Below are 25,559 nucleotides of genomic sequence, written 5' to 3' on the forward strand. Positions count from 1 at the left end.
CTAACGCTCCTGTAGCGTAAATTCTGCTTCGTATCCGGTGTACTTACGTATATTGATAACACCTGTGTCTAAAATCCAGTACTGTCCCTTAATGCCCATTAATGTCCCCTCTACATGAGGCGTTTTTTCAGCATTAATACTGGTAACTTTAGATGGGTACTCAAGTACTGGGTAGCTAAATTCATGGGTTAAATTGGTATCATCAAGCTCTTGAACTGCCTGCAGACCAAACTCATTCTGTAGCGCGTCAAGCCCCTCCCAAAGGGAGCCAATCAAACGTTCTTGTTCATACGCTAAATCTAGCTTCGCATCACTACCTTTTAGCATATTGCGCCAATTGGTCTTATCCGCGACCTCATTTTTAAACAATGTTTCAACCAATCCTGACATACGACGGTTTGCCACAACAAACATTGCTCGCCCCTGTGTTGCACCTTGATCAAGCCAGCGGGTCGGCAATTGATCGCCACGGGTAATCCCTACTTTTAAAGCAGTCGTATTGGCAAGATATACATAGTGACTCTGCATGCAGAAACGCTCCGCCCACTCAGGCTCTCGACACGTTCCTTTATGAAAATGGCATTTTTCTGGGCTCATGATGCATGTATCGCATGCCGCGAGCTTCTTGAAACAGGGGTAACAATAGCCTTGATTAAACGACTTCTTACTCGCCCTTCCACAATGAATACATTGAATCTCACCACTGAACTTGAGAGATACTTTCTGACCCAATGCGTCATCTAGTGGAATCAGAGACTCATCGAGCTTCAACTCATAACTCACCTTGCCAGACGTATCCGCTTGTACTGACATTTTTCGAAGATTGCCGCGCATTATTTACTCTGATCCGAATCGTCTACCCATTTAATCGTGTCAAGCTCAAGCGTTTCCGTCTTAGAATCACACCCCTTATGAACGGTTCGATCAATATAACCAACTCGCTGTTCTTCAGACTTATTTGTGTAATCATAAGTAATCACCGCCTGCATACAAATCTCAATCTGCTCCGGCGTCAATTTAACCCCATTGGGCCATTTACCTAGCTCTATTGCTTGTTTCAACCGCCCATATACTTCGGGGGACATGTTATCGATCATTTCTTTAAAATTCATATCAATCTCGTTCCTAGTAAACGCTAGGCCGTTGTTTATTCTACAGATGCTTAATGAGTCGGCGGTAGCCTGCGTAGAGCGCTGCCAATACCAAACCAGATGTAAGCCCCAACAAATGTGCTTCGTTTGCCATATTCCCCAAGCCCAAAGTCGCCAATACGTCGGTATAACCTAACGCCAGCCATGCGGCAAAAAAAACCATCAAAGGCTTTGAGATCAAAGTAGGCCATGAAGGCACGAGTATAGAAACCAACCATGCGAATCCAACCAGCCCATATACCAAGCCAGATAAACCACCGAATAGTGGATACCCATTAATCAAAAACTGACCAACATTGCTCACAATGCTGACGACAAGTGCAAAAATCAGCCACCCCACCGAGCCAATCAGTCGTTCCAATCGGCGGCCAATGTCCCATACCCAAAGAGAGTTAAAAATCAAATGTGCTGCACCGAAGTGCAAAAACGTAGGAGTCAGCAGACGCCAGTACTCACCTTGTTGCCAAACTTGCTCAATTGGCAAAAAACGTATGCGATTACCGACAATGTCAAAGGATGTGATCGTGAACCAACTCACCACGTCCAAATAGTCACCCAGCCCAGTTACTAAGGCGACTAAAAATGTAAGCGCCAAAAATACCAAAGTCATTGGTGAACGATGCCAACTCGACACAAGGGAGGACAACGATGAACGCTGACGAGTGGGTCTAACATTTGAAGTATCTAAATTTGGGTCCGCAAGCCATGACTTTAAAATTTCCATGGCATCATGCGACTGTGAAGGTTTTACTAGCCAAAGCTGGTCATGCCCATTTGCCTGCATAATACGATGAGCGATTCCATACTTCCAAAGAATCTGGCTTAGGGAAGTCGGGTCTTCACCGTCGACGAACTCGTATATCAATACCATGCAAACAATCGCCTTAGTTCATTATTGACGGTAACCAGATTGCCAGCCAAGTTTGCTACGACATACATCATAAAAATCATGGTCTTTAGGATGAATTAAGCGTATCCCACCTTTGTGACGGGAAATATGAATCTCGTCACCTGGAGCGGCCGTGATATTCAATTGTCCATCACAACTCACACTTGGGTACGTTAAGTTAGACTCACATACAACAATACGGATCTTAGCATCAGCATCGATCACAATGGGTCGGTTACTGAGTGTATGTGGATGCATCGGCACCAATACCAATGCATTAAGCTTAGGCAGCATGATGGGGCCACCTGCTGACAGCGCGTAAGCCGTGGAGCCCGTCGGTGTAGCAACGATCAGTCCGTCTGACTTCTGGTTCATAACGAACTGGTCATCAATAAATAGATCAAAGCGAATCATACGCGCAGACTTTCCCGGGTGAAGCACGAGATCATTGAGCGCCAATCCCTCACCACTTGGGCGGTTTTGACGCTTAATCTTCGCTTCTATCATGAAGCGCTTCTCTTCTAAATAGTCGCCTTTAAGTATTGGACCAAGCTCTGCTTCAAAATTATTCGGTGAAATATCCGTTAAAAAGCCTAATGTGCCACGGTTGACGCCAATTACAGGAATGTCATAAGCAATAATGGCCCGAGCTGCACCCAGAAAGCTTCCGTCCCCCCCCACTACCATGACTAGATCACAATGGTCGCCCAACTCTTTTAGTGGCGCTGAAGGGGTCGTTACACCCGGCATCATGGTTGCAAGATCCGATTCAAGTACTGGTGAAACGCCTTCGCTCTGAAGATAGTCCATCAGTCGCTTTACGGTATCGAGGATCTGAGGCTTATCCAAACGCGCAATAATTCCGATCCGTCTAAAAAGACTCATTGAGTAGGTTTTCCCGTCACTGTGGTTACTGTTGTCGTGCGGTACGTAGGCGTACTCTAATTATTGTTCGGCACTGACATCCATCGAAGACATCACTTACGCCGTAAATGCAGAATGTAACATGAAGCGATTCAGTTCGCTACGCGCTCTACAAGGGCTTACGACCGCCACGGCATTTACAAATCGATTTTTATTGAGTTCGCGATCATTCATGGTAGGGGTAATAATAGGCTGGCATGCCTCGCCACCCCTGCAAACCTCCACTGTGAATAAACAGCGTATTGCCATACTCCCAACAACCTTGGCGTACAAACTGATCGACTTGATATAACATCTTACCAGTATAAATAGGGTCTAACTGGAGATTGGGATTCAGCTCGTACATCTTCTTCAAAAATGCCAGAAGCTCATCTGACATCTTACCAAAGCCACCATGATAACATTCATCAAACTCTAACAATGTCTGCAAATGCGGTTTGATTGGCCGTACTACAATTTGATCAGCGCCCTTCAGCGCACTAAACACAGCGAGGTGATGCACTTTTTCACAGGCAGCAAACCCTTCCGCTGTGGTCCCCGTGCCACTCGCCACACAGATCATATCTGTATCAGTAACTCGTGACATTATGGTGTCAGCCCAATCTTTACATCCTAAAACACCCAAACCTCCCCCTCCTCCTTCAGGGACCCAATAAACATCATCATAAAACTGGTCAACGGTATTTCGAACGTCTGATGCCAAGCCTTTTCTATAATCTAAACGTTGACTTGGGAAAAGAATTGCACCATTCGAGGCAGCTGATTGAAGAGTCGGCGTAAGCTGCGCATGCACTTCCCCTCGCACCACAACAATAGGTAGAAGTCCTAATTCCACTACTTTATTAACAAACGCATCAACATGATTAGAGTGAGGCCCACCAAAAGTAGCAACAGCCTGATAACGCTGTTTTATGGCTGCGTTCATATGATGTTTTAGCTTATGATACTTATTCCCCGGAGCAGAACGATGTTCCAGGTCACCACGATAAATGTAGAACCTTTTCGTACACGAAGACTGACTCATTGCAGGCAAAATTACAGATTCTATATACATGCGTATTACTCCCAACAATGCCCAACCTACACCCACAAACTCAGCCCATGATAAAAGCAGGTTATGATGCGCGTTTTTTTCGTGCAAGAAAATCCCTTAGTCTGCTATTTATTTGGTAGTATCTTTAAGTAAAAGCATGCATATATAGCGGAGAACACAACATGATTCCTAAACTGTCCGAAGTCTCGCCAGTTCAGGCTAAATACCTTTCGTTTATCGAGCGCCTAAAGGTCTCAGGATTCCAAGGTGACACCAACCCCGACTACGCAAACCGAGTTGCACTGTCTACCGACAACTCCATTTATCAGGTATTACCTCAAGGTGTCATTTACCCCGCCTCAGCTGAAGATATTCAGCTGATCACCCGACTTTCGAACGAAGAAGAGTTCCACGACATTGTTTTGAGCGCGCGTGGTGGTGGCACGGGTACCAATGGTCAATCTTTATCGGACGGCCTGATTGTTGATCTCTCGAAACACATGAACAAAATTCTCGAAGTTAATGTCGAAGAAGGCTGGGCACGAGTTCAAAGCGGCGTGGTTAAGGACCAACTAAATAAAGCCGTCGCGAGTGACGGACTATTTTTTGCACCGGAGCTGTCCACGAGCAACAGGGCTACGATCGGCGGCATGATCAACACTGATGCCAGTGGTCAAGGCTCTGTTATGTACGGTAAAACCCGCGACCATGTGCTAGAACTAAAAACCGTATTGCTAGACGGAAGCTTAATAAAAACTCACCCAATAGATGACGAAACATTAGAAGACATCAAGCAAGGCTCGGATTATCAGGCCCACGCATGCCGAATAGTCGATACCATTCAGAAAACAAAACAAGATGAAATCAAAGCAACCTTTCCGGAACTAAACCGTTGTCTAACTGGTTACGATTTAGCACATATCCGCGATAACAATGGACAATTCAACCTCAACAACATTTTGTGTGGGTCCGAAGGTACTCTTGGTTTTATTGTAGAAGCAAAAGTTAATCTGCTTAAAATACCGACTTATGCAGCGCTGGTTAATATTCGCTACGATAGCTTTGAAGCCTCACTTCGCCATGCAAAAGAACTCCTAAGCGTTCAACCAACCTCCATTGAGACAGTTGACTCTAAAGTCCTTGGCTTGGCTAAAAACGATATTATCTGGAACTCTGTCGCAGAGTTTTTTCCACAAAACTCAGGTGAAGACACACAAGGTATCAACCTAGTGGAATACACCGGCGACAGCGAAGACGAAGTCAACACACGCATAAAAGTACTGACAGACCTGCTCGATATATTAGCTCAAGACCCAAGCTCTAGTTTTCAGGGCTACACCATCGCTAACGGCCATTCCAACGTCAATAAAATATGGGCCATGCGGAAAAAATCTGTCGGCTTACTTGGTAATGCCGAAGGCGAAAAGCGCCCTGTCCCTTTTGTAGAAGACACCGCAGTCCCGCCTGAGAATCTTGCAGATTTTATTATGGAGTTTCGTGACGTCTTAGACAGCTATGGAGTCACTTATGGGATGTTTGGCCATGTCGACGCAGGGGTGCTACATGTTCGCCCAGCACTCGATTTAAAAGACGACTCGCAAGAGCCAATGATTCGAGACATCACGGACAAAGTTGTTGCACTTACTCAAAAGTATAATGGTCTTCTGTGGGGTGAGCACGGCAAAGGAGTCCGCTCAGAGTATGCGCCCGCATTTTTTGGTGATTTGTATACCTCTGTTCAACAAATCAAGGGGGCTTTTGACCCTCGAAACCAACTCAACCCAGGCAAAATTGCGACGCCATTTGAACTGGGCGCGGAGCTTCTGAAAATTGACGAAGTCCCCATGCGCGGACAGTTGGATAGACAGATCCCAATATCAAATCGCGATCAATTTAAAGAAGGCATGTACTGCAATGGTAACGGTGCCTGCTTCAACTTTGACCCGAATGATGCCATGTGCCCCTCTTGGAAAGGGACGCGTCAGCGTATCCACTCTCCCAAAGGTCGCGCATCTCTGATGCGAGAGTGGCTAAGAGGCATGAGCGAGCAAGGCGTTGACGTCAAAAAAGCCAGCTATGATTCGCGTCATACTAGCTTTATCAGCAGTTTCTTACCCCGATTACGAAATACATTAGCAAAGAAAAAGGGCGAATACGATTTCTCCCACGAAGTCCACGAGTCAATGATGGGGTGCCTTGCCTGTAAGTCATGTGTCGGACAATGCCCTATTAAGGTCGATGTTCCTGAATTTCGTTCAAAATTTCTTGAGCTGTATTACAGTCGGTACCTTCGACCACTCAAGGACTATGCCATCGGCGGACTTGAATACGCTATGCCAGCGCTCTCAGTTGTACCACAACCATACAACTGGATCGTCGGCAACCGCTTTCTCAACCACATGATTAGTAAGATAGTTGGTGTCGAAGATAGCCCCAAATTCTCAAAGCACAACCTTAAACGAGAAATGGCTCGCCGAGGAATACGTTTAGCTACCCCACTCGCCATTGAGGCACTCAGCCCAAAAGATCGCAAGCGGGCTGTTATCGTGGTTCAAGATGCTTTTACGAGCTACTTTGAAACAGAGCTTGTTCTAGACATGATGGAACTGCTAAGCCGCCTTGGCTTTCAAGCCTACATAGCACCATACATGCCAAACGGAAAACCCTTGCACGTTCATGGTTTTTTGCGTTCCTTTGAAAAAACGGCACGTAAAAATTTGGACATGCTACAAAATCTATCTTTTTACGGCATCCCGATGATCGGAATCGACCCTTCAATGACGCTAACCTACCGTTCGGAATACGCTAAGGTTTTTGGCACAAGTCGTCCGATCCCTAAGATTCAGCTGATGCAAGAGTGGCTCGCCAGCCAAACCAAACATCTAGAAAAGCAAGCCATTGCCGTGAAAGATGAAACATTCCACATGATGGCTCACTGTACCGAAAAGACGAACGCCGCACCTTCGATCCAAGACTGGAAAAAAGTTTTTGAATTACTGGGGCTTGGATTACAAGTTGAAAACGTCGGTTGTTGCGGTATGGCAGGCACCTATGGACATGAATCAAGCAACAAAGCCACATCGGTCGAAATCTATGACCTTTCTTGGAAAGAAAAAGTCAACGACCCGTCGTTACAAGGGAAGCTTGTTGCAACAGGCTACTCCTGTCGCTGCCAAGCTAAACGTATCGATGATAAAGAGATCAAGCACCCTGCACAGGTATTGTTGGATCACATAAAATCCGACCTAAGTTAGGTTCAAAGTCACCTTCAAAAGGCCAAGTAATCACTTGGCCTTTTTATTTGAGAATACCATGCCTCTATTATTTGAAACGCAAGATGAATATGGCTCTATTCGAGTATTTGACGACGGAAAATTTCGCTTACTCTCTTTCGCAGACGGAGATGAGCAGAGCCGCATTCAACTTAAAGCTCCCCATGTCCTACAGCACGAATACACTCAAGCAATGCTACTAGCACTTATCCATAAACACCCTAAAAGGGTCTGTATCTTAGGGCTCGGCGGCGGAGCCTTGATCCATGCCTTAATGAAAGCCGTAGCTGGCATAAACATGACGGCTGTCGAGTTAAGGCAAGACATTGTAGATATTGCAAAAGAATACTTTCATCTACCACAAAGCAAGAGACTCGATATTATCACCGAAGATGCCGTAGATTACTTGGCAAACACCAACGATAAAAAAGTAGATATTCTATTTGCGGATCTATATCAGCATTTTGGAATGGATAATCGCGTCACAACCGAATCGTTTTTGCTGGATGCAAAAGCACGACTTAAAGCAGATGGCATGTTGGTCCTGAACTGCTGGGACGAACATCAGTACGATGATGATCTAAAGGATATATTAATCAACCAGTTTTCCCACGTACAAGCATTGGACACAGGTTGCGGTAACTGGGTGGTCTTTGCAACCAACACCCCCCACGGACTCAATGGAAAACAACAGAAAGAAGAATGCGAAAAGCTGAGTCTTCGACTCGGATATTCTCTCTATAAATGGCAAAGTCGACTCCAACAAGTTGTATAGCGGGCGCTATACAACTTGTATGTCCGCGCTAGGCCAAAACGGAGTCAACTAACGCAACAGCCTCTCGCTCTAACTGAGATAAATGCTCTTCCGAAACAAAGCTTTCCAAATATATCTTGTAGACATTTTCAGTACCGGAGGGGCGCGCGGCAAACCACCCATTTTCTGTTGTGACTTTTAACCCACCGATTGCGGCTTGATTACCAGGAGCATGAGTCAGCTTACTTGTAATCACGTCACCCGCTAGTGTTTCTTGACGAACAGACTCAGCGTCTAAGCCGCTCAAAATAGCCTTTTGAGCGGGAGTGGCTGTTACATCAATACGCTTGTAATAAGGCTTGCCAAACTTTTTGATTTGTTCTTCCGCTAACTGAGCAGGATTTTTCCCGGTAACGGCAATAATCTCTGCTGCTAGAAGAGCCAAAATAAAGCCATCCTTATCTGTTGACCAAACAGTGCCATCACGGCGCAAGAAAGACGCACCGGCACTCTCTTCACCACCAAATGCCATTGAGCCTTCATACAAGCCATCCACATACCACTTGAACCCTACAGGCACTTCACATAAGCGCTTGCCCAAATCAGAGACGACGCGATCAATCATCGCGCTGGAGACAAGTGTCTTACCAAACTGAATGTCACTCGGCCAATCACGATGGGTAGCGAGATATTCAATCGCAACCGCCAAATAGGCATTTGGATTCATTAACCCATAACCAGGGCAAACAATACCATGGCGATCATAATCAGGGTCATTACCGACAGCGACATCGAATTTATCTTTAATTTCCAATAAATTTGACATGGCGAACGGTGACGAACAATCCATTCGAATACGACCATCCTTATCCAGCGGCATAAAACCAAAAGCCGGATCAACTCGCTTATTCACTACCTCTATATCAAGCCCATACTTGTCAGCAATAGGTTGCCAATACGCAATACCCGAACCACCCAAGGGATCTACACCTATGCGCACGCCAGCTTTTTTAATCGCGTCCATATCAATCACTGACCCCAAGTCATCGACGTAATGCGCAATGTAATCAAACGGTTGCACAAACTCGCTAGTCTTGGCGTGTTCATATGATACTTTTTTCACTCCCACTAGCTTTTCAACGAGTAATTCATTCGCTCGTTTTGCTATCCAATCAGTAATATCTTTATCTGCAGGGCCACCTTTGGGTGGATTATATTTGATGCCACCGTCTTCTGGTGGATTGTGTGATGGCGTAATCACTATGCCATCAGCCTGATCTTCGGCAGATTGGTTGTACGTCAAAATTGCGTGAGAAATTACCGGCGTAGGTGTAAAACCATCGTCAGACTGAACCTTAACCGTAACATTGTTAGCAACTAAAACTTGCAATGCAGTAGTAAATGCAGCTTCTGACAATGCGTGAGTATCTTTCCCTAAAAATAGTGGCCCAGTAATACCTTTGGAAATACGGTACTCAGCGATTGCTTGGCAGACAACCAAGATATGTTGCTCATTAAAGCTCTTTGCAAATGCACTACCGCGGTGCCCGGAAGTACCAAAACTCACAAGCTCTTCCGCTACACCAACATCAGGCGTCAAAGCATAATAAGATGAAACCAATTTGGGGATATTAACGAGCGATTCATGAGGTGCAAGCTGCCCTGCTTGTGGATGAATTGCCATATGTATGCCTCTTTATAAAGTGATGATCTATCTTCGCCAAATACCAAAAGACTTGCAACGAAAGCCTCAATGTATCTGCCTCATTCTAGAGATCATCTAGACTACTAGAAAAGATGTTACAAAACATAGATTTATAATGCGCACCTTAGTAACAAAATATTAATTATCATGCTGCGGTGACCTTGAATAGGCTAACTAAACGAGACAAAGAATTTGCTTTTGCCTGAACCAAATCAGCATTTGTACGCACTAGTCTAACGCTAGAGCCCATTTGGTCAGAGCTAGCTGCTACCTGATGCGCATGATCACCATTTTGCTGGCTGCTCACGGAAATTTGCTCGATTATCGAAAACATGTCGCCAGCAATAGCAGATAACTTATCACTGTCATTCGAAGCTGCTTCATTTTTATCGAGGCTATTATTAACATCCTGTACGCCCCGCTCCATGAATCCGACTGCCCGGCTTGTTTCTGCTTGGATTCCTTCGACGACCTTACCAATATCAGCCGCTGCAGTGGCGGTTCGGTTAGCCAATGCCCTTACCTCATCCGCCACAACAGAAAAGCCTCGACCGTACTCCCCTGCCCGCGCGGCCTCTATTGCGGCATTAAGAGCAAGAAGATTGGTTTGGCTAGTAATGTCAGTGATCTCATCAACGAACTGCCCAACACTGTCAGCTTTTTGGCTAAGCAGATTTACAGAATCTGCCGACGTTTGAACGACATCTCGAATCATCTCAGTACTTTGACGCACGAGAAGATATTGGTTACGCGCGCCTTGAACAGCCTCTTCCATTGACGCTCTCATGACCTTAACCGTGCTGTTCGCTTGATCTACGTATCCAGATTGGCTTTGAACAACGCTTAACGAGTCTGCTGCAGCCAATTGCACCGCTTCAGCTGCCTGAGATGCCTCCTTGTTTGATGCTTCCATCTTATGGGTCAGTATCGCTACTTCTTTAGCAGATTGAATGACCTCTCCGACAATATTGTCTAGATTATCAACAAAACTATTTATCCATCGTCCCAGATTACCTGCTTCATTTGGCGGCAAGCGGTTTACGTCCATCCGCTGAGTGAGGTCCCCCTCACCCTCTGCCAATTGACGAATAACTTTCGTCATACCCCCAAGTTGCCGCGCCAACCGAGCTGGTCCTAACCGAGAATAAATGAGAGACAACGCAAATGCGAAACCAGTTGATACAGCTAAAGAGATAACTGGCGACAGACCGACGAACACGTTAAGAGAACACTGAAAAGCAAGCGTAAGAATCATAAACAGCCAGTACATTTTCATTAAGGTATAGCCCACCGATCTAGGCCGATATACCTCTTCAACATCCCCCTCGCACATCATTCCCCAACGGTCATCTGAACCTGAAAGTGAAAACGTTACCCCTTTGCCGATAACAGGAATATGACGATAGTCCGAATAGCCTGGGTACTTAACATAGAGATTCTGGCCATTTTTAATGGTTTCACGCACACCAGGGTGTAACTCCCCTGTTTTAGGATCAGTAAATTTTACCTCTAGCTCAGTGTGCTCTTTTATGGAAACAACGCCAAACGGCGTATGAACGCCTTGCTTCAAATTTTCTCCCATAAAAAAGGTGTCATCCTCAAAGCGAGAGCGACTTAGCGCGATACCAGGCTCAATGGTGGTATCAAAGTTTGATTCCACCATAAATAGATAATTATCACCTGACTCATTATAAATATGACCGGCCTCACGCTGAATCAAATCGCTGATCACATCATTCGGTAGGCGCGCCGCCAAAAGTTTTGATTCCCCAGCGTATTCCACCGGCAAGTAAAACATCACTGTCATTTGATCATGAAACTTAGACGTCGTTGGTCCGAGATCTAAGGTCACAGCATCTCTATAGGGGCCGTGTAGAAAACGACCTCGCTTTGCACGTTGCAATGCTCTAGTTTGTTCGAACGCTTTTCCGGTTCTGGATGAGACCGTCGAATACGTAATCGTCGCATCCATTCCAATAAGCATAAACTCAGATGCCTCAGGTAGAGACTGCTGTAATAACTGAAGACTATCAGCCAGATGAACATCGGCAGAAAGTGAAGGTAATGAGAGCGCTGTTTGCTCTAAACGATCCCAGACATTATTGGTAAACTGCTGCAGTAATTTAACGCGCGTATTGGCGATCCCTTCAAAGGTCGTCTCTATATCTTTGTACGCTTTTCGATTGACATAGCAACTCCAACCTAAACGTAACTTCCCATTAGCACCCCAAATACTCAACCAACGCTTTTCACTCGTCGTCAATGCCATCGAATCACTTTGCAATTTCGCCATCTTTTCCCCTTAGCCCACTTTAATCAACCGCCATTACAGGCCATTGATGACAATACAGCAAAGCACGTACCACATTTCGAAAAGAGCAACTTTTAAATTAGATGATTAAACTATAAATAAAATTAAAAACAGATGTTTATAAAGATTATCGCGAGTAAAATAGATAATAAATCTAAAAAAGCAATGAGTGGCGAGTCAGATATGAATTAGTAATATAAGCTGCCGTTATAACTCACTGAGATACCAAAACAACCACCAACAGCAAACCGACACCCCAGAATTCAACTGCTGCACCATGACAGACTTAAAATTTACAAAACCGCACCAACAATAAGCAAAATCTTCAACTAAACTAATTACTTAAGGCTTCGGTATGAAGTGAGGTATCGAATGAACGAAAAGAAAACCGCTTTGTTATTGTCTGGAGGTGGCGCAAGAGGGGCTTATCAGATCGGAGTTCTGTCAGCGATCGCATCGTTACTACCTAAAGGCAGCCCTATTCCATTTAAGATCTTATGTGGCACCTCCGCGGGCGCACTGAACGCAGCACTCCTTGCTACCCAAGCATCGGACTTCAAACGAGGTGTGAAACAATTATCATATATTTGGCGCCACCTAACTCCAGATCAAGTCTACCGCGTCAGTCGCTGGCCAATAGCTTCTTCCATTACTAAAACACTTGCGTCAGCTTTCTTACAGCAGGAAAAGGGAGCCTCTCTTTCGCTCATGGTAAATGACCCGCTTGAAGCTCTGTTAACGAGGTTTCTAAATTTAGACAAAGTCTCCGTCGCACTGCATCATCGTTTTATAGAAACGCTAGCGATTACAGCCATCAATTATTCTGATGGTAATTCAACCACTTTCTTTCAAACTTCTAATTCAAGCTTATCGGATTGGCATAAAGGAAGAAGAGTAGGCACAAAAGACCCAATAACGATTCAGCATTTATTGGCGTCCAGCGCTATTCCGGGTATTTTTCCGCCGCGAAGAGTTGGCACACATTATTTTGGAGACGGGGCTGTTCGTCTTGGTTCCGCAATTCAACCAGCTATCAACTTAGGAGCAGAAAAATTACTCCTGATTGGCGTTAGTGATAATCGCCAGGCGAGAGACTGGGCATCTTCACCAACCGCCGCATCCGCAGACGAACCCTCCATTGTACAGGTTTTGGGACAGCTGCTTAACAGTGCTTTCATCGACTCAATAGATCAAGACATCGCCAATATAAATGAACTCAATAAGCTGTTGTCTCTCGTTCCCGAAGAAAATAGACCGCCGGACCTATCCCACCGAGAGACCCTCATTATCTCACCATCATCTGGATTAAACGTGATCGCAAGAGAACATATCAATACTCTACCTCGCAATATCAGCCGCTTATTAAGAACAGCAAGTGGTAATAAACCGGAAAATGCCGCGTCTGCAGCCAGCTATCTTTTATTCACCCCCGAATATTGCCAAGCACTGATAGAGCTAGGCTATAAGGATGCAATGTGGGAAAAAGAGAAAATCCAAGCGTTTCTTGAGATTAACTAAAAAAACAATAGACATAAAAAAAAGCAGCCTAGGCTGCTTTTTTAGAAGTTAATGAATAACTTAGAGAGTCAGACGCCTAACATCACTTAGTAGAGCATTTAGATACGACATGAAACGTCCAGCATCAGCACCGTTTACTGCTCGGTGGTCGTAAGACAAGCACAATGGCAACATTGTACGTGGCTCAAACTCTTTGCCGTTCCAACGTGGCTCAACATCTGCCTTAGAAACACCAAGAATACCCACTTCTGGAGTGTTGACGATTGGCGTAAAGCCAGTACCGCCCATTGCCCCAAGACTAGAGATCGTGAAACAGCCACCTTGCATATCAGCAGGCTTAAGCTGCTTAGCCAAGGCTTTCTTGATCAACTCACCCGCTTCCGTCGCAATTTCAACAACAGATTTCTTGTCTACATCACGAAGAACAGGAACCACTAAGCCCACTGGGGAATCTACAGCAATACCAATATGCACGTACTTCTTCTTAACAACACTTTCACCGTCTGCATGAAGTGAAACGTTAAACGCTGGATTTTTAACAAGCGCTTGCGCAACCGCTTTAATCATAAATGGAAGTGGAGTTAATTTAACACCCTGTTTTTCCATTTCTGGTTTCAGGCTCTTACGGAAGTCTTCTAAATCAGTGATATCAGCCTTGTCGAACTGTGTTACATGAGGAACATTCAACCAAGAACGCGTCATGTTAAAAGACGTGATCTTTTGAATCTTACTCATTTTCACAACTTCAACTTCACCAAACTGGCTAAAGTCGATCTCAGGTACTCGAGGAATACCTGCACCGTCTGCAACGGTCGCTCCTGCTGCTGGCGCCGAAGAAGCCTTTTGAACGGCAGCTTTCACATATGCGTGAAGATCTTCTTTCGTGATACGACCACGAGGACCTGTTGCACGAACCAACGATAAATCTACACCTAGCTCACGAGCTAATAAACGAACCGCTGGGCCGGCATGGACCTTTTTGCTTGGAGACGACAATACCGCACCCTGATCCACGGCTGGCGCAGCGGCTTTAGGCGCTTCTTGCTTAGCAGGTGCTGGAGCTGCTGACTTCGGTGCATCTTGTTTTGCTGGTGCTGAAGCAGAACCTTCAACTTCAAGCTCAAGAATTAACGTCCCTTCAGAAACCTTATCACCTTCTTTTATCGAAACAGACTTCACTACACCAGCCTTAGGTGCAGGAATATCCATAGATGCTTTATCAGTCTCTAGAACGATGATTGAATCACCCTCTGCGACTTTGTCACCCTCAGCCACAACAACTTCAATAACATCAACATCTGTAGCACCGCCAATATCCGGAACATTGACCGGCTCGACACCACCAGACGTCGCTGTCTCTTCAGACGCTACTGACGCAGAATCTTCTTGGGGTGCAGCGTCTGTTTTAGGCTCTTCCTCGGCTTCGCTCTCAGCAGCCTCTGAGCCCTCAGTCATCATAACGAGAATCGCATCACCTTCAGATACCGTGTCGCCTTCTTTAACAATAAGCTTAGATACTTTACCGCTGGAAGGCGCTGGAATATCCATAGAAGCCTTATCCGTCTCAAGAACGATTATTGAATCACCTTCTTGGACGACATCACCTTCAGCGACGCACACTTCGATCACATCAACACCCGTTGCGCCACCAATATCTGGAACAGAAACCGTTTCCTCAGATGCGGCTGCCGCTGGCTTGGGCTTCTCTTCTTTTGCTGGCGTAGCTTCTTTTGCTGGCGCTTCTTCGCTTTCTGCTGATTTAGATTCTTCAGCAGACGCCTCACCGGCCTCCACTTCAAGCTCTAAAATGTCATCACCTTCAGAAACAGTATCGCCTTCTTTAATTGTGATAGCTGTTACCTTACCTGCAAGTGGTGAAGGCACATCCATAGATGCTTTATCAGTTTCTAAAACGATAATGGATTGGTCAACTTCAATTATATCGCCAACCTGTACGCTGATCTCAATTACATCAACGTCAGTCGCGCCACCAATATCCGGTACTCGAATAGTCTCAGTACTCACGGAAATCTCCTTTGTCTTTTCAAAGACGCATCAAACTATAACTAGCTGGGCCAACCTAATGAGGCGGCCCAGTCCCGATCAGTCCGCTATTAGCAGGTAACTGGGTTTGGCTTGTTTGGATCCAAGTCAAATTTACTAATTGCTTCTGCAACGACTTCAGGCTTGATTTTGCCATCTTTCGCAAGCGCACTTAATGCAGATACAACAACCCAGTAACGGTTCACTTCAAAGAAGTGACGTAGCTTAGCGCGAGTATCGCTTCGACCAAACCCGTCAGTACCCAATACATTGAAAGTACTGTTAATGAATGGACGAATTTGATCAGCGTACAGTTTGATATGATCCGTTGAAGCAACAACCGGACCTTTGTCACCTAAGCACTGTTCAACATATGGAAGGCGAGGTTTCTCTGTAGGGTGAAGCATGTTCCAACGCGCTGCATCTAAACCTTCGCGGCGCAGCTCATTGAACGACGTGACACTCCAAACATCAGAGTTTACACCAAACTCCTCACTAAGAATTTCCGCAGCGGCTTCTACCTCACGCAGAATGACCCCAGCCCCTAACAGTTGTACAGCTTGCTTGTTGCCCTTTTTCTCTACGGACTTAAGCTTATACATACCTTTGATGATGCCGTCTTCAACACCCTCAGGCATATCAGGGTGTTCATAGTTTTCATTCATCACTGTTAGGTAATAGAAAACACTCTCTCGCTCTTTATACATACGACGTATGCCATCTTGAACGATAACAGCTACTTCATATGAATAGGTTGGGTCGTAAGACACACAGTTCGGAATCGTGCCTGCTAGGATATGAGAATGACCGTCTTCGTGCTGTAACCCTTCACCATTAAGAGTTGTACGCCCAGCGGTGGCACCCAATAGGAAGCCTCGCGCTTGAGAGTCACCTGCCGCCCATGCCAAGTCGCCAATACGCTGGAAACCAAACATAGAGTAGTAGATGTAAACCGGAATCATTGGGTAGTTGCTGTTACTGTATGAAGTCGCCAGCGCCAGCCAAGCAGACATAGCACCTGCTTCGTTAATACCTTCCTGAAGAATTTGGCCTTTTTCAGACTCTTTATAGAACATTACCTGCTGGTGGTCATGTGGCGTGTAACGCTGACCTTCAGAAGAGTAAATGCCCAATTGGCGGAACATGCCTTCCATACCAAACGTACGCGCTTCATCCGCAACAATCGGCACAACACGTTCACCAATGCCTTTGTGTTTGACCATGTTATTCAAACAACGAACAAACGCCATGGTTGATGAAATTTCACGGCCATTGGTGCCTTTAAGCTGCGCTTTAAAGTCTTCCAGAGACGGGACATCCAACGCTTCACAATCTTTACGACGCACAGGGAAATCACCATGAAGTGCTTCACGACGCGAGCGTAAGTACTTCATTTCTGGGCTATCTTCCGCTGGACGATAGTAAGGAAGATCTTTCAGCTCTTCATCACTAATTGGAATGCCAAACTTGTCACGGAATTGCGCTAATGATTCTTCATCCAACTTCTTGGTTTGGTGGGCAGTGTTTTGCGCTTCTGCCGCCTTGAACATACCGTAACCTTTTACAGTTTGAGCAAGAATGACAGTTGGTTGACCTTTATGAGACGTCGCTTCAGCATACGCAGCATAAACTTTATAAGGGTCATGACCACCACGGTTAAGGTTCATAATGTCATCATCCGACATATCCTTAACCATTTCTAGCAACTCAGGGTACTTGCCAAAGAAATGCTCACGAGTGTACGCGCCACCATTTGCTTTGTAGTTCTGAAGTTCGCCATCGCATACTTCGTCCATACGTTTTTGAAGAAGACCTTTGTCATCTTTTTCAAATAGTGGGTCCCAATGACGACCCCATAAACATTTGACGACGTTCCAACCTGCGCCTCGGAATACACCCTCAAGCTCTTGAACAATTTTGCTATTACCGCGCACCGGGCCATCGAGACGCTGTAAATTACAGTTGATAACAAAAATAAGGTTATCTAACTTTTCACGTCCAGCTAACGCAATCGCGCCTAAGGATTCTGGCTCATCACACTCGCCGTCTCCCAGGAATGCCCAAACTTTCCGATCACCTTGATTAACTAGGCCACGACTGTTTTGGTACTTCATGACGTGAGCTTGGTAGATTGCCTGCAGTGGACCTAGACCCATAGATACCGTAGGGAACTGCCAGTAATCAGGCATCAACCATGGATGTGGGTAAGAAGAAAGGCCTTTGCCATCTACTTCACGGCGGAAGTTATCCAGCTGTTCATCCGTCAAACGACCTTCGATATATGAACGAGCATAGATTCCAGGAGAGATATGTCCCTGGAAAAACACCATATCGGCTTCTTGTGTTTCACTGGCACCACGGAAGAAATGGTTAAATGCGATGTCATATAGAGTCGCTGCAGAGGAGAAACTTGTGATGTGGCCACCAAGAGTAGAGTCTTGACGGTTTGCTTTCATCACCATCGCCAAAGCGTTCCAACGAATAATGGAACGTATACGGCGTTCCATAAATAAATCACCAGGTAATGGTTTTTCGTTTTGAGGCGCAATGGTATTGCGGTAAGGCGTAGTGATTGAAGCAGGCATTGGTGTGCCAGACTTCAAAGCTTCTTTGTTTAAGCGATCCAGAATATATTGCGCACGTTCAGGACCTTCTTCCCGTAGGACAGAATCGAGAGAATCAACCCATTCTTTAGTTTCAATTGGATCGATATCTTCGAGGATATGCTGCTCCGTCATAGTGTTTATAACCCCCGCTATAAGAACAGAACTTCAGACCGACAGGCACATTTGGTTATGTAGTCACCTGTAGATCAGTTTAAATAGACTGCTTGGCTTTCCATCAGAAAAACCAGCCGATACCCACCAAAATAAACGAGGCCGAATCATTGGCGATTTACTTTGTGTAGGCTAGATCACAAACAAGTTTTATTATTTTAGTTAGATGCTAATTGATCACTTCATCGACCACCCATCATCTTGAGTAAGTCTATTTCCGTTTATGAGATTTGATTAACAAATCTTTTGCAAACCCTAGCTTCTCTGCACAATGTTTTGCAGTACAGTCCACTAAAACCTGCGCTAACTATTGTCGTCGATGCTTCCCAGCAAAGCTGATGATCACTGAGATTTCACGCTATCCATAGCTCGAACTGTGCAATTAAGTGCACTTCATCGTGACGGTAATTCCCGTGAGTTGGTACGAAATTCGCGGCTAAGATTACCATTTAAACTTTTAAACGCATAGCCACGTGATCATCGCTAATGCACCATCTGCCGTCAAACGACGGATTTTGTGTACATTTTTTGTGCAATTTATATAATTTTTTACTTATAAGTACTGATTTATCTAAACAATGCCATACTATTCACCAGAAGAATACGCATCATAAGCAGTAAATATCAAACTTACCCTTTTACGATTGTTACGAAAAGCATTTCAGCACTGACGAAACAGTATTAACTCGGTACAATTGCCCCAAAATCAGGAAAATAACGGACACAATTCATCATGGGAACGCTTAGTAGCGAACTTTTACAGCACATATCATCACACGTGGCCTTGGCATTACAAGAAGACATAGGTACTGGCGACATTACCGCTGAACTTATTCCCGAAGCGAATCAACTGACAGCACAAGTTATCACTCGTGAACCCGCAGTACTCTGCGGAAAAGCGTGGGTGGAAGAGGTTTTCTATCAGCTAGATCCAACGGTGAATTTAAATTGGCTTGCCGAAGAAGGGGAATTACTGGTTGAGAATCAGCCTTTTTTAACGTTGTCAGGCAACGCTCGCAGTATTCTCACTGGTGAACGCACAGCCCTCAATTACGTACAATTACTGTCATATACTGCAACGGTCGCAAAAAAATATGCCGATCTCGTTGCAGATCAGTCGTTAGCAATTCTTGACACACGTAAGACAATACCAAGCTTACGTCTTGCTCAAAAATACGCGATCACCGTAGGCGGAGCAAAAAAACCATCGTATTGGCCTTTTTGATGCGTTTCTAATAAAAGAAAATCATATTATGGCGGCAGGCTCTATTAGAAATGCGGTAGAGCAAGCTAAGCGAATAGCGCCAGGTAAACCTATAGAAGTAGAAACCGAAAATCTGGATGAAGTTGCACAAGCCGTCACCGCTGGCGCAACAATCATTATGCTAGACAATTTTAGCCTTGAAGACATGAAAACGGCGGTCGACTCGTTTTCAGGTCAGGTTAAATTTGAAGCATCTGGGAATATGACCGACGCCAGAATACGAGAAGTGGCAGAGACGGGTGTTGATTTTATTTCTGTTGGTGCATTAACGAAACACGTCGTATCAATCGACCTTTCACTACGTGTTATTAAAGGATAATGAATCATGTCTCATCAAGTACTGGTCATTAATTGCGGCAGCTCTTCTTTAAAGTTTGCAGTGCTTGGCGGACACTCCAACTGCCCTATCCTCGAAGGAATTGCTGAGCGCCTAGACTCGCCAGAGCAGAGCTTTATTACATTCAAGCACAATGGAGCCAAAAGTGTGTCCGCGCTACCTGGGGGGGATCATCAAGCCGCTGTGGGTGCGATAAAGGAATGGATACACAACAATAAAAGTGCGGCGATCCAATTGGCTGGGATCGGGCATCGAGTTGTGCATGGGGGAGAGCTATTTAGCGAGTCCGTCATTGTGGATGAACGCGTATTAGCAGGAATTGAACAATGTGCGAACATTGCACCATTACATAACCCCGCTCATATCAAAGGTATCAAGGAAGCCCAAAAACAATTCGGTAAGCTTCCTCACGTTGCAGTGTTTGACACCGCGTTCCATCAAACCTTATCTGCCGATCAGTACCTGTACCCTATTCCTATGCGTCTATACAGGGAGCACCATTTTCGAAAATACGGTTTTCACGGAACGAGTTATCGTTACATCAGCATGCAACTCGCTGAATTATCACCTACTTATGGCAAGCAAAATGCATTGATCGCTCACTTAGGAAATGGCGCGAGTGTCTGCGCAATTTCAGGAGGCGTCTCTGTTGATACGAGCATGGGGATCACTCCTTTAGAAGGCTTAATGATGGGCACACGAAGTGGTAGTCTTGATCCAAGTCTTCTTTCATTCATCGCTCACGCTGAGCAACTTTCAATGGATGAAGCTCTTAATATCCTTAATAAAGATAGTGGTTTAAAAGGCATTTCAGAGAAATCAAACGACTGCAGAACATTGGAAATGGCTCAAGCATCTGGAGATACCCAAGCTGACCTAGCACTCACTATGTTTGCCTCAAGAGCAGCAAAACACTTGGCATCTGTCGCAACCAACTTAGAGTCTTTAGAACATTTAATATTTACAGGTGGAATCGGAGAAAATTCAGCTCTTATTCGTAGTCGAATTTGCCAACGCTTGAAAACACTTGGCATCATTTTAGACGAAACTAAAAATGAGTCGGTGCCTCGAGGTGAAATCAGCTGTATTGCCCCGATTAATGCCGTAATAAAAGTTTGGATCATTCCGACGAATGAAGAGCTACTTATTGCCCAAGACACATTACATTTAATCAATAAAAGTATTGAGCCGTCCCCCAATACTTAAGGATAAAAAATTCATGTCTACTAATGTTTTAATGACTGTCCCAACAGGCCCCGGTGTCGGACTTACATCCGTATCCGTCGGTTTGGTTCGGGCGTTAGAACAACAAGGCCTAAAAGCCAGTTTCTTCAAACCCATTGCACAACCTCACCCAGGAGATGATGGGCCAGATCGCTCCACCGCCATGGTAGCTCAGGGCTCAACTCTACGACCAGCTGAACCTATTCCACTACATGAAGCAGAACGATACTTATACAACGACAATATCGACGAACTCATGGAAGAAGTGGTGGGCCGATTTCAAGCTAGTATCGAGCCAGACTCTACCGTAATCGTAGAAGGCCTTGCTCAAATTCCTGGACACCCCTATGCAACCCGCCTAAATAAAGCGATTGCTAGAACGCTTGACGCAGGTTTGGTGCTTGTTACTGCGCCCAACTCTATGCGAGTGAGCGAGCTCGAGCATCATGTAGAAATCGCCGCCGGCTCCTATGGCGGAATCAAGGCGAATGATGTGATAGGGTGCATCCTTAACAAAACTCAGCCAGGCTCTCTGGGTATGAAGTCTTACGGCGATTCGTTTGCTCAGCGCCCAATTTTTAAACGCAACTTTAGCCTTCTGGGACAGATTCCTGTCTCAGAGGAACTCACTTATCCTCGCGTAAGAGATGTCGCCGACTTCCTAGAAGCAAGAGTAATTAACGCTGGGGAAATGGATACCCGACGTATTCATTCTTATACTTTGTGCGCACGCGGGGTAGAAAACGTACTCGAAGCACTGCGCCCTGGCGTCCTAGTATTCACCCCAGGGGACCGCACTGACGTCATCATGGCAACAGCCATTGCCGCTTTAAACGATACAAAAATTGCTGCTCTTGTTTTAACTGGTGGTTATCAACCAAGCGAGAGCCTAATGACGCTTTGTGGCAAAGCCATGGCAAAGGGGCTCCCGATCCTATCTGTTGATAGCAATAGCTGGGAAACCGCCATAAAAATGCAGTCCTTTAATCAAGAAATACCACTTGATGATAAAGAGCGTATTTTAACTGTCAAAGAACATATCGCTCGCTGCATAGACCATGACTGGATCAACTCATTCGCTTTGAACGACGAGGAACGCAAACTATCACCACCAGCCTTCCGCTATCGCCTAACGGAGCAAGCCCGAGCGTTAAACAAGCGTATTATCTTGCCTGAGGGTGAAGACATTCGGACTATTCAAGCTGCAGCAATCTGTGCCGAACGGGGGATCGCCCGCTGCACACTCCTTGGGAACCCAGATGAAATACAGCGTATTGCTCAAAACAACGGAGTCGATCTAGGTTTTGGCGTTGAGGTGTTAGACCCAGAAACCGTTCGTCATCAATATGTGCAAGCCATGGTAGAACTTCGTAAGCACAGAGGTGTGACGGATATCGTGGCTCGAGAGCAATTAGAAGATAATGTAGTGTTAGGCACAATGATGTTGCAACAAGGAGATGTCGATGGACTGGTGTCTGGAGCGATTCATACGACTGCAAACACCATTCGCCCAGCGCTACAATTAATCAAAACCTCTCCTCGCTCTAGCTTGGTATCCTCAGTGTTTTTCATGTGCTTACCAGACCAAGTTCTGGTCTATGGCGACTGCGCTATTAACCCTGATCCGACAGCAGAACAGCTTGCTGAAATTGCAATAGAAAGTGCAATGTCAGCTGAGGCATTTGGCATTACCCCACGTGTCGCGATGATTAGCTACAGCACAGGTGGTTCAGGTGCAGGTAATGATGTCGACAAAGTACGTAAAGCAACTGAAATCGCTCAGCAACGACGCCCTGACTTATTAATTGATGGCCCGCTTCAATATGATGCTGCGATCATGGAAAAAGTAGCTGCTCAAAAAGCACCTGACAGCAAGGTAGCCGGTAAAGCAACGGTATTTGTTTTTCCAGACCTAAATACTGGTAACACCACATATAAGGCTGTGCAGAGAAGTGCTGAAGTTGTGAGCATAGGACCTATGTTACAAGGCATTCGCAAGCCTGTTAATGACTTATCTAGGGGGGCATTAGTGGATGACATTGTCTACACGATAGCCATTACTGCAATCCAGTCAGGCCAGCTTCAGGCATCATAAAAGACCAAAACAAGCTGGACAAAAAACGATCAATTCATTAACTTAAATGGATATATGATGGATTGGTAGTTTTATGTCTGGCAGTGTTACTCATTCGATTGAAGCTCAGCGATATACACAAGATCGCAATGTCTATGCGACGAGTGTTGAGTCTTCGACGTCTGATGAATCATCAGCCGTCTCTATACGCTCATCTTCTGACTATACCGTTAGCATTTCTGAGGAGGCTCAAGCATTGCTTGATGATGACAAAGCAAATGCTGGCGATCAAAATGAGAAGTCGAGCGCCGACGCTGTAGACAAGAGTACGAGCACTGACGCTGACTCCTCTAATGAACTCTCGGAAGACGAGCAGAACAAAGTCGCCGAACTTAAGTCACGAGACCAAGAAGTCAGAACACATGAGCAAGCGCATGCCTCCGCTGGCGGACAGTACGCTGGCTCTCCATCATATGACTATGAGCAAGGACCTGATGGTAAGCGTTACGCTGTCGGGGGTGAAGTCCAAATTGACGTCAGCCCAATTCCAAATAATGCACAAGCAACCATTGATAAAATGAAGCAAGTTTATCGTGCAGCGCTTGCACCAAGCGAGCCCTCTGCCGCTGATCGCGCTGTTGCTCGTGAAGCACAAGCCAACATCACTGAAGCTTCCTCACAACTCCTAAAAGAAAACTCTCTACTTTCTGAAAATAGCACCGCCCCCTCTTCAACATCGCGAGACGGCAGTGTACTATCAGATACTGCATTAAATCAGACTGATTCAGGCTCTCTTTCAAGGCGTCCACTTAGCCTTACAGCATGAGTTGATTTAGGTTATAGGCCATCCATAGGATGTGAATGGCATCACAATACTTCAAGGAGCGAAGTTATGAGAAATTTTTACGCGCATAAGCGCGGGTTTACTCTTGTTGAGCTAATGGTGGTTATTGCCATTATCTCTATTCTAGCGTCTTTTACAGCCCCCTCGTTTGAGAAGCACATTGCTAAAGCCAATCTAGTCGAGGTTCAGCTTCTTGCTAGCACAATCACAAGCAATGTCGATGAATACATATTGACTCAGTCGACGTTTCCAACCGCAAATGAATTTAAGCAATTACTCCCCACCAACTCGGACACAATTACCCACATCAACTCTATCGCCGCCACTAAAGTCGACAACAAGCAAGGCAGCGTTACCTTGACAATGAACGATTCAATTGGGATTGATAGTGGCCAATATCTAAAATACTCTCGCAATACTCTAGGGCTTTGGACATGCAGCACAACGTTGTCATTACAAATAGCTCCTGAAAACTGCACCATCGCTGCTACCGAGGATGGTGATACGCCATGAACTTAGACAAATTAATGCGCACAGCCATACAAGCTCGCGCTTCTGATATTCATCTATTGCAGCTCGAAGAGACAGACAGTATCCAGATACGATTCCGATCCCTCGGTCAGGTCCAAGAGATGAAGCAATTACAGCATGGCTCAACACTTATTAACCGCATAAAAATAGCGGCCGATCTTAACGTCGCTGAATCCAGAAGGATACAAGAAGGGCAATTTTCCATCTCGCTGGATGGGAGCCAGTATTTCGTTAGGGTAAGTATTATAAAGTCTGAAGAAGGAGAAAAGCTGGCTCTACGAATTCTTAGCCCAATAAACAATCTTCGAGTTAATCAACTCGGCTTAACTACGGAGCAGACATATACACTTCAACATTGCATTCATCAGCCTTCGGGGCTTATCTTAGTTTGTGGCGCAACAGGGTCTGGTAAGACAACCACTCTTTATTCCTGCCTCGAAGCACTCAATGATGGCAAAAAAACCATTTTCACGATTGAGGATCCAGTAGAGTTGCCTGTAGAGGGAATCTATCAATTTGAGCCAAACGAGTTACTAAATATCGACACTTTTGCTTTACTCAAAGCATTCTTACGTCAAGACCCAGATATCATAATGGTTGGAGAGATAAGGGATGCTAAGACAGCAGATCTCGCAATTTCCGCTGCGCTAACCGGACACTTAGTGCTCGCTACTCTACACACAAACAGTGCGCTGAATACCATCCATAGACTGCACAATTGGCAAGTAGACTTTTTTTCTACAGCAAGCACTTTGAAGCTCATCATCCATCAATCCATGACCTTCACGCACTCTGGACATCGGCCTCATTTCACAATGATACAGCCTACATGGTTAGAACAATTGCCGCCAAGCTATCAAGCACTTATTGAGCGCCCAGAGCTGTGGAAATATTTGAGGGGTGAATAG

At 45.3% G+C, this 25,559-nt stretch carries 17 protein-coding genes and 1 pseudogene; 9 read left to right on the forward strand and 9 right to left on the reverse strand.

The genetic code is table 11. From position 1 onward, the window contains the following. From DN730_RS03290 to DN730_RS03310, 5 genes are all read right to left on the reverse strand, one after another. Positions 1–837, reverse strand: a complete 837-nt coding sequence (locus DN730_RS03290; RefSeq protein WP_115466663.1) for a DUF2797 domain-containing protein — start codon at positions 835–837, stop codon at positions 1–3. After that, the gene (locus DN730_RS03295; protein ID WP_115466664.1) at positions 834–1,112 is read right to left on the reverse strand and encodes a YeaC family protein; all 279 of its coding nucleotides are present in this window, start codon (positions 1,110–1,112) and stop codon (positions 834–836) included. The genes DN730_RS03290 and DN730_RS03295 overlap by 4 nt, the downstream gene beginning before the upstream one ends. Before the next feature lie 40 nt (positions 1,113–1,152). After that, positions 1,153–2,022 carry a rhomboid family intramembrane serine protease gene (locus DN730_RS03300; protein WP_115466665.1) on the reverse strand — a complete coding sequence of 290 codons (870 nt, stop codon included), beginning with the start codon at positions 2,020–2,022 and terminating at the stop codon, positions 1,153–1,155. A gap of 21 nt (positions 2,023–2,043) precedes the next feature. Then, positions 2,044–2,925, reverse strand: coding sequence for an NAD(+) kinase (locus DN730_RS03305; RefSeq protein ID WP_115466666.1), 882 nt, complete (start codon positions 2,923–2,925; stop codon positions 2,044–2,046). Between the two features lie 205 nt (positions 2,926–3,130). After that, the gene (locus DN730_RS03310) at positions 3,131–4,018 is read right to left on the reverse strand and encodes a 1-aminocyclopropane-1-carboxylate deaminase/D-cysteine desulfhydrase (protein ID WP_147290554.1); all 888 of its coding nucleotides are present in this window, start codon (positions 4,016–4,018) and stop codon (positions 3,131–3,133) included. Between the two features lie 161 nt (positions 4,019–4,179). Between DN730_RS03310 and ydiJ the strand changes: the two genes are divergently transcribed. Both ydiJ and DN730_RS03320 read left to right on the forward strand, forming a co-directional pair. Next, on the forward strand, positions 4,180–7,251 hold the full coding sequence (gene ydiJ, locus DN730_RS03315) for a D-2-hydroxyglutarate dehydrogenase YdiJ (RefSeq protein ID WP_115466668.1): 3,072 nt from the start codon (positions 4,180–4,182) through the stop codon (positions 7,249–7,251). 58 nt (positions 7,252–7,309) lie between these two features. Further along, positions 7,310–8,044 (forward strand): spermidine synthase, encoded by a 735-nt coding sequence (locus DN730_RS03320; protein ID WP_115466669.1) that lies wholly within the window; start codon positions 7,310–7,312, stop codon positions 8,042–8,044. 28 nt (positions 8,045–8,072) lie between these two features. On the opposite strand, the gene pgm is transcribed toward DN730_RS03320, so the two are convergent. Continuing rightward, on the reverse strand, positions 8,073–9,707 hold the full coding sequence (gene pgm / locus DN730_RS03325) for a phosphoglucomutase (alpha-D-glucose-1,6-bisphosphate-dependent) (protein ID WP_115466670.1): 1,635 nt from the start codon (positions 9,705–9,707) through the stop codon (positions 8,073–8,075). Between the two features lie 166 nt (positions 9,708–9,873). Next, on the reverse strand, positions 9,874–12,021 hold the full coding sequence (locus DN730_RS03330; RefSeq protein ID WP_115466671.1) for a methyl-accepting chemotaxis protein: 2,148 nt from the start codon (positions 12,019–12,021) through the stop codon (positions 9,874–9,876). A gap of 390 nt (positions 12,022–12,411) precedes the next feature. On the opposite strand from DN730_RS03330, the gene DN730_RS03335 reads away from it, so the two are divergent. Then, entirely contained in the window at positions 12,412–13,557 is a 1,146-nt protein-coding gene (locus DN730_RS03335; RefSeq protein ID WP_115466672.1) for a patatin-like phospholipase family protein, read from the forward strand. A gap of 60 nt (positions 13,558–13,617) precedes the next feature. Here the strand turns inward: DN730_RS03335 and aceF are convergent, their stop codons facing one another. After that, the gene (aceF, locus tag DN730_RS03340; RefSeq protein WP_115466673.1) at positions 13,618–15,582 is read right to left on the reverse strand and encodes a pyruvate dehydrogenase complex dihydrolipoyllysine-residue acetyltransferase; all 1,965 of its coding nucleotides are present in this window, start codon (positions 15,580–15,582) and stop codon (positions 13,618–13,620) included. Positions 15,583–15,671: 89 nt separating this feature from the next. After that, positions 15,672–18,338, reverse strand: coding sequence for a pyruvate dehydrogenase (acetyl-transferring), homodimeric type (gene aceE, locus DN730_RS03345; protein ID WP_115466674.1), 2,667 nt, complete (start codon positions 18,336–18,338; stop codon positions 15,672–15,674). A 772-nt stretch (positions 18,339–19,110) separates the two neighbouring features. Between aceE and nadC the strand changes: the two are divergent. The 6 genes and pseudogenes from nadC to DN730_RS03375 all read left to right on the forward strand — a co-directional run bounded on the left by nadC (position 19,111) and on the right by DN730_RS03375 (position 25,559). After that, positions 19,111–19,960, forward strand: a pseudogene (gene nadC / locus DN730_RS03350) (carboxylating nicotinate-nucleotide diphosphorylase). 6 nt (positions 19,961–19,966) lie between these two features. Further along, the gene (locus tag DN730_RS03355; protein WP_115466675.1) at positions 19,967–21,184 is read left to right on the forward strand and encodes an acetate/propionate family kinase; all 1,218 of its coding nucleotides are present in this window, start codon (positions 19,967–19,969) and stop codon (positions 21,182–21,184) included. A 13-nt stretch (positions 21,185–21,197) separates the two neighbouring features. Further along, positions 21,198–23,297 carry a phosphate acetyltransferase gene (gene pta, locus DN730_RS03360; RefSeq protein WP_115466676.1) on the forward strand — a complete coding sequence of 700 codons (2,100 nt, stop codon included), beginning with the start codon at positions 21,198–21,200 and terminating at the stop codon, positions 23,295–23,297. A 73-nt stretch (positions 23,298–23,370) separates the two neighbouring features. Then, positions 23,371–24,102: a putative metalloprotease CJM1_0395 family protein gene (locus tag DN730_RS03365; protein ID WP_115466677.1), complete on the forward strand. Its 732-nt coding sequence runs from the start codon at positions 23,371–23,373 to the stop codon at positions 24,100–24,102. A gap of 66 nt (positions 24,103–24,168) precedes the next feature. Beyond that, positions 24,169–24,633: a pilin gene (locus tag DN730_RS03370; RefSeq protein WP_115466817.1), complete on the forward strand. Its 465-nt coding sequence runs from the start codon at positions 24,169–24,171 to the stop codon at positions 24,631–24,633. Next, positions 24,630–25,559: a GspE/PulE family protein gene (locus DN730_RS03375; RefSeq protein ID WP_115466678.1), complete on the forward strand. Its 930-nt coding sequence runs from the start codon at positions 24,630–24,632 to the stop codon at positions 25,557–25,559. Before DN730_RS03370 ends, DN730_RS03375 begins: the two co-directional genes overlap by 4 nt.

This window comes from Marinomonas piezotolerans (assembly GCF_003362755.1).
Taxonomy (GTDB): Bacteria; Pseudomonadota; Gammaproteobacteria; order Pseudomonadales; family Marinomonadaceae; genus Marinomonas; species Marinomonas piezotolerans.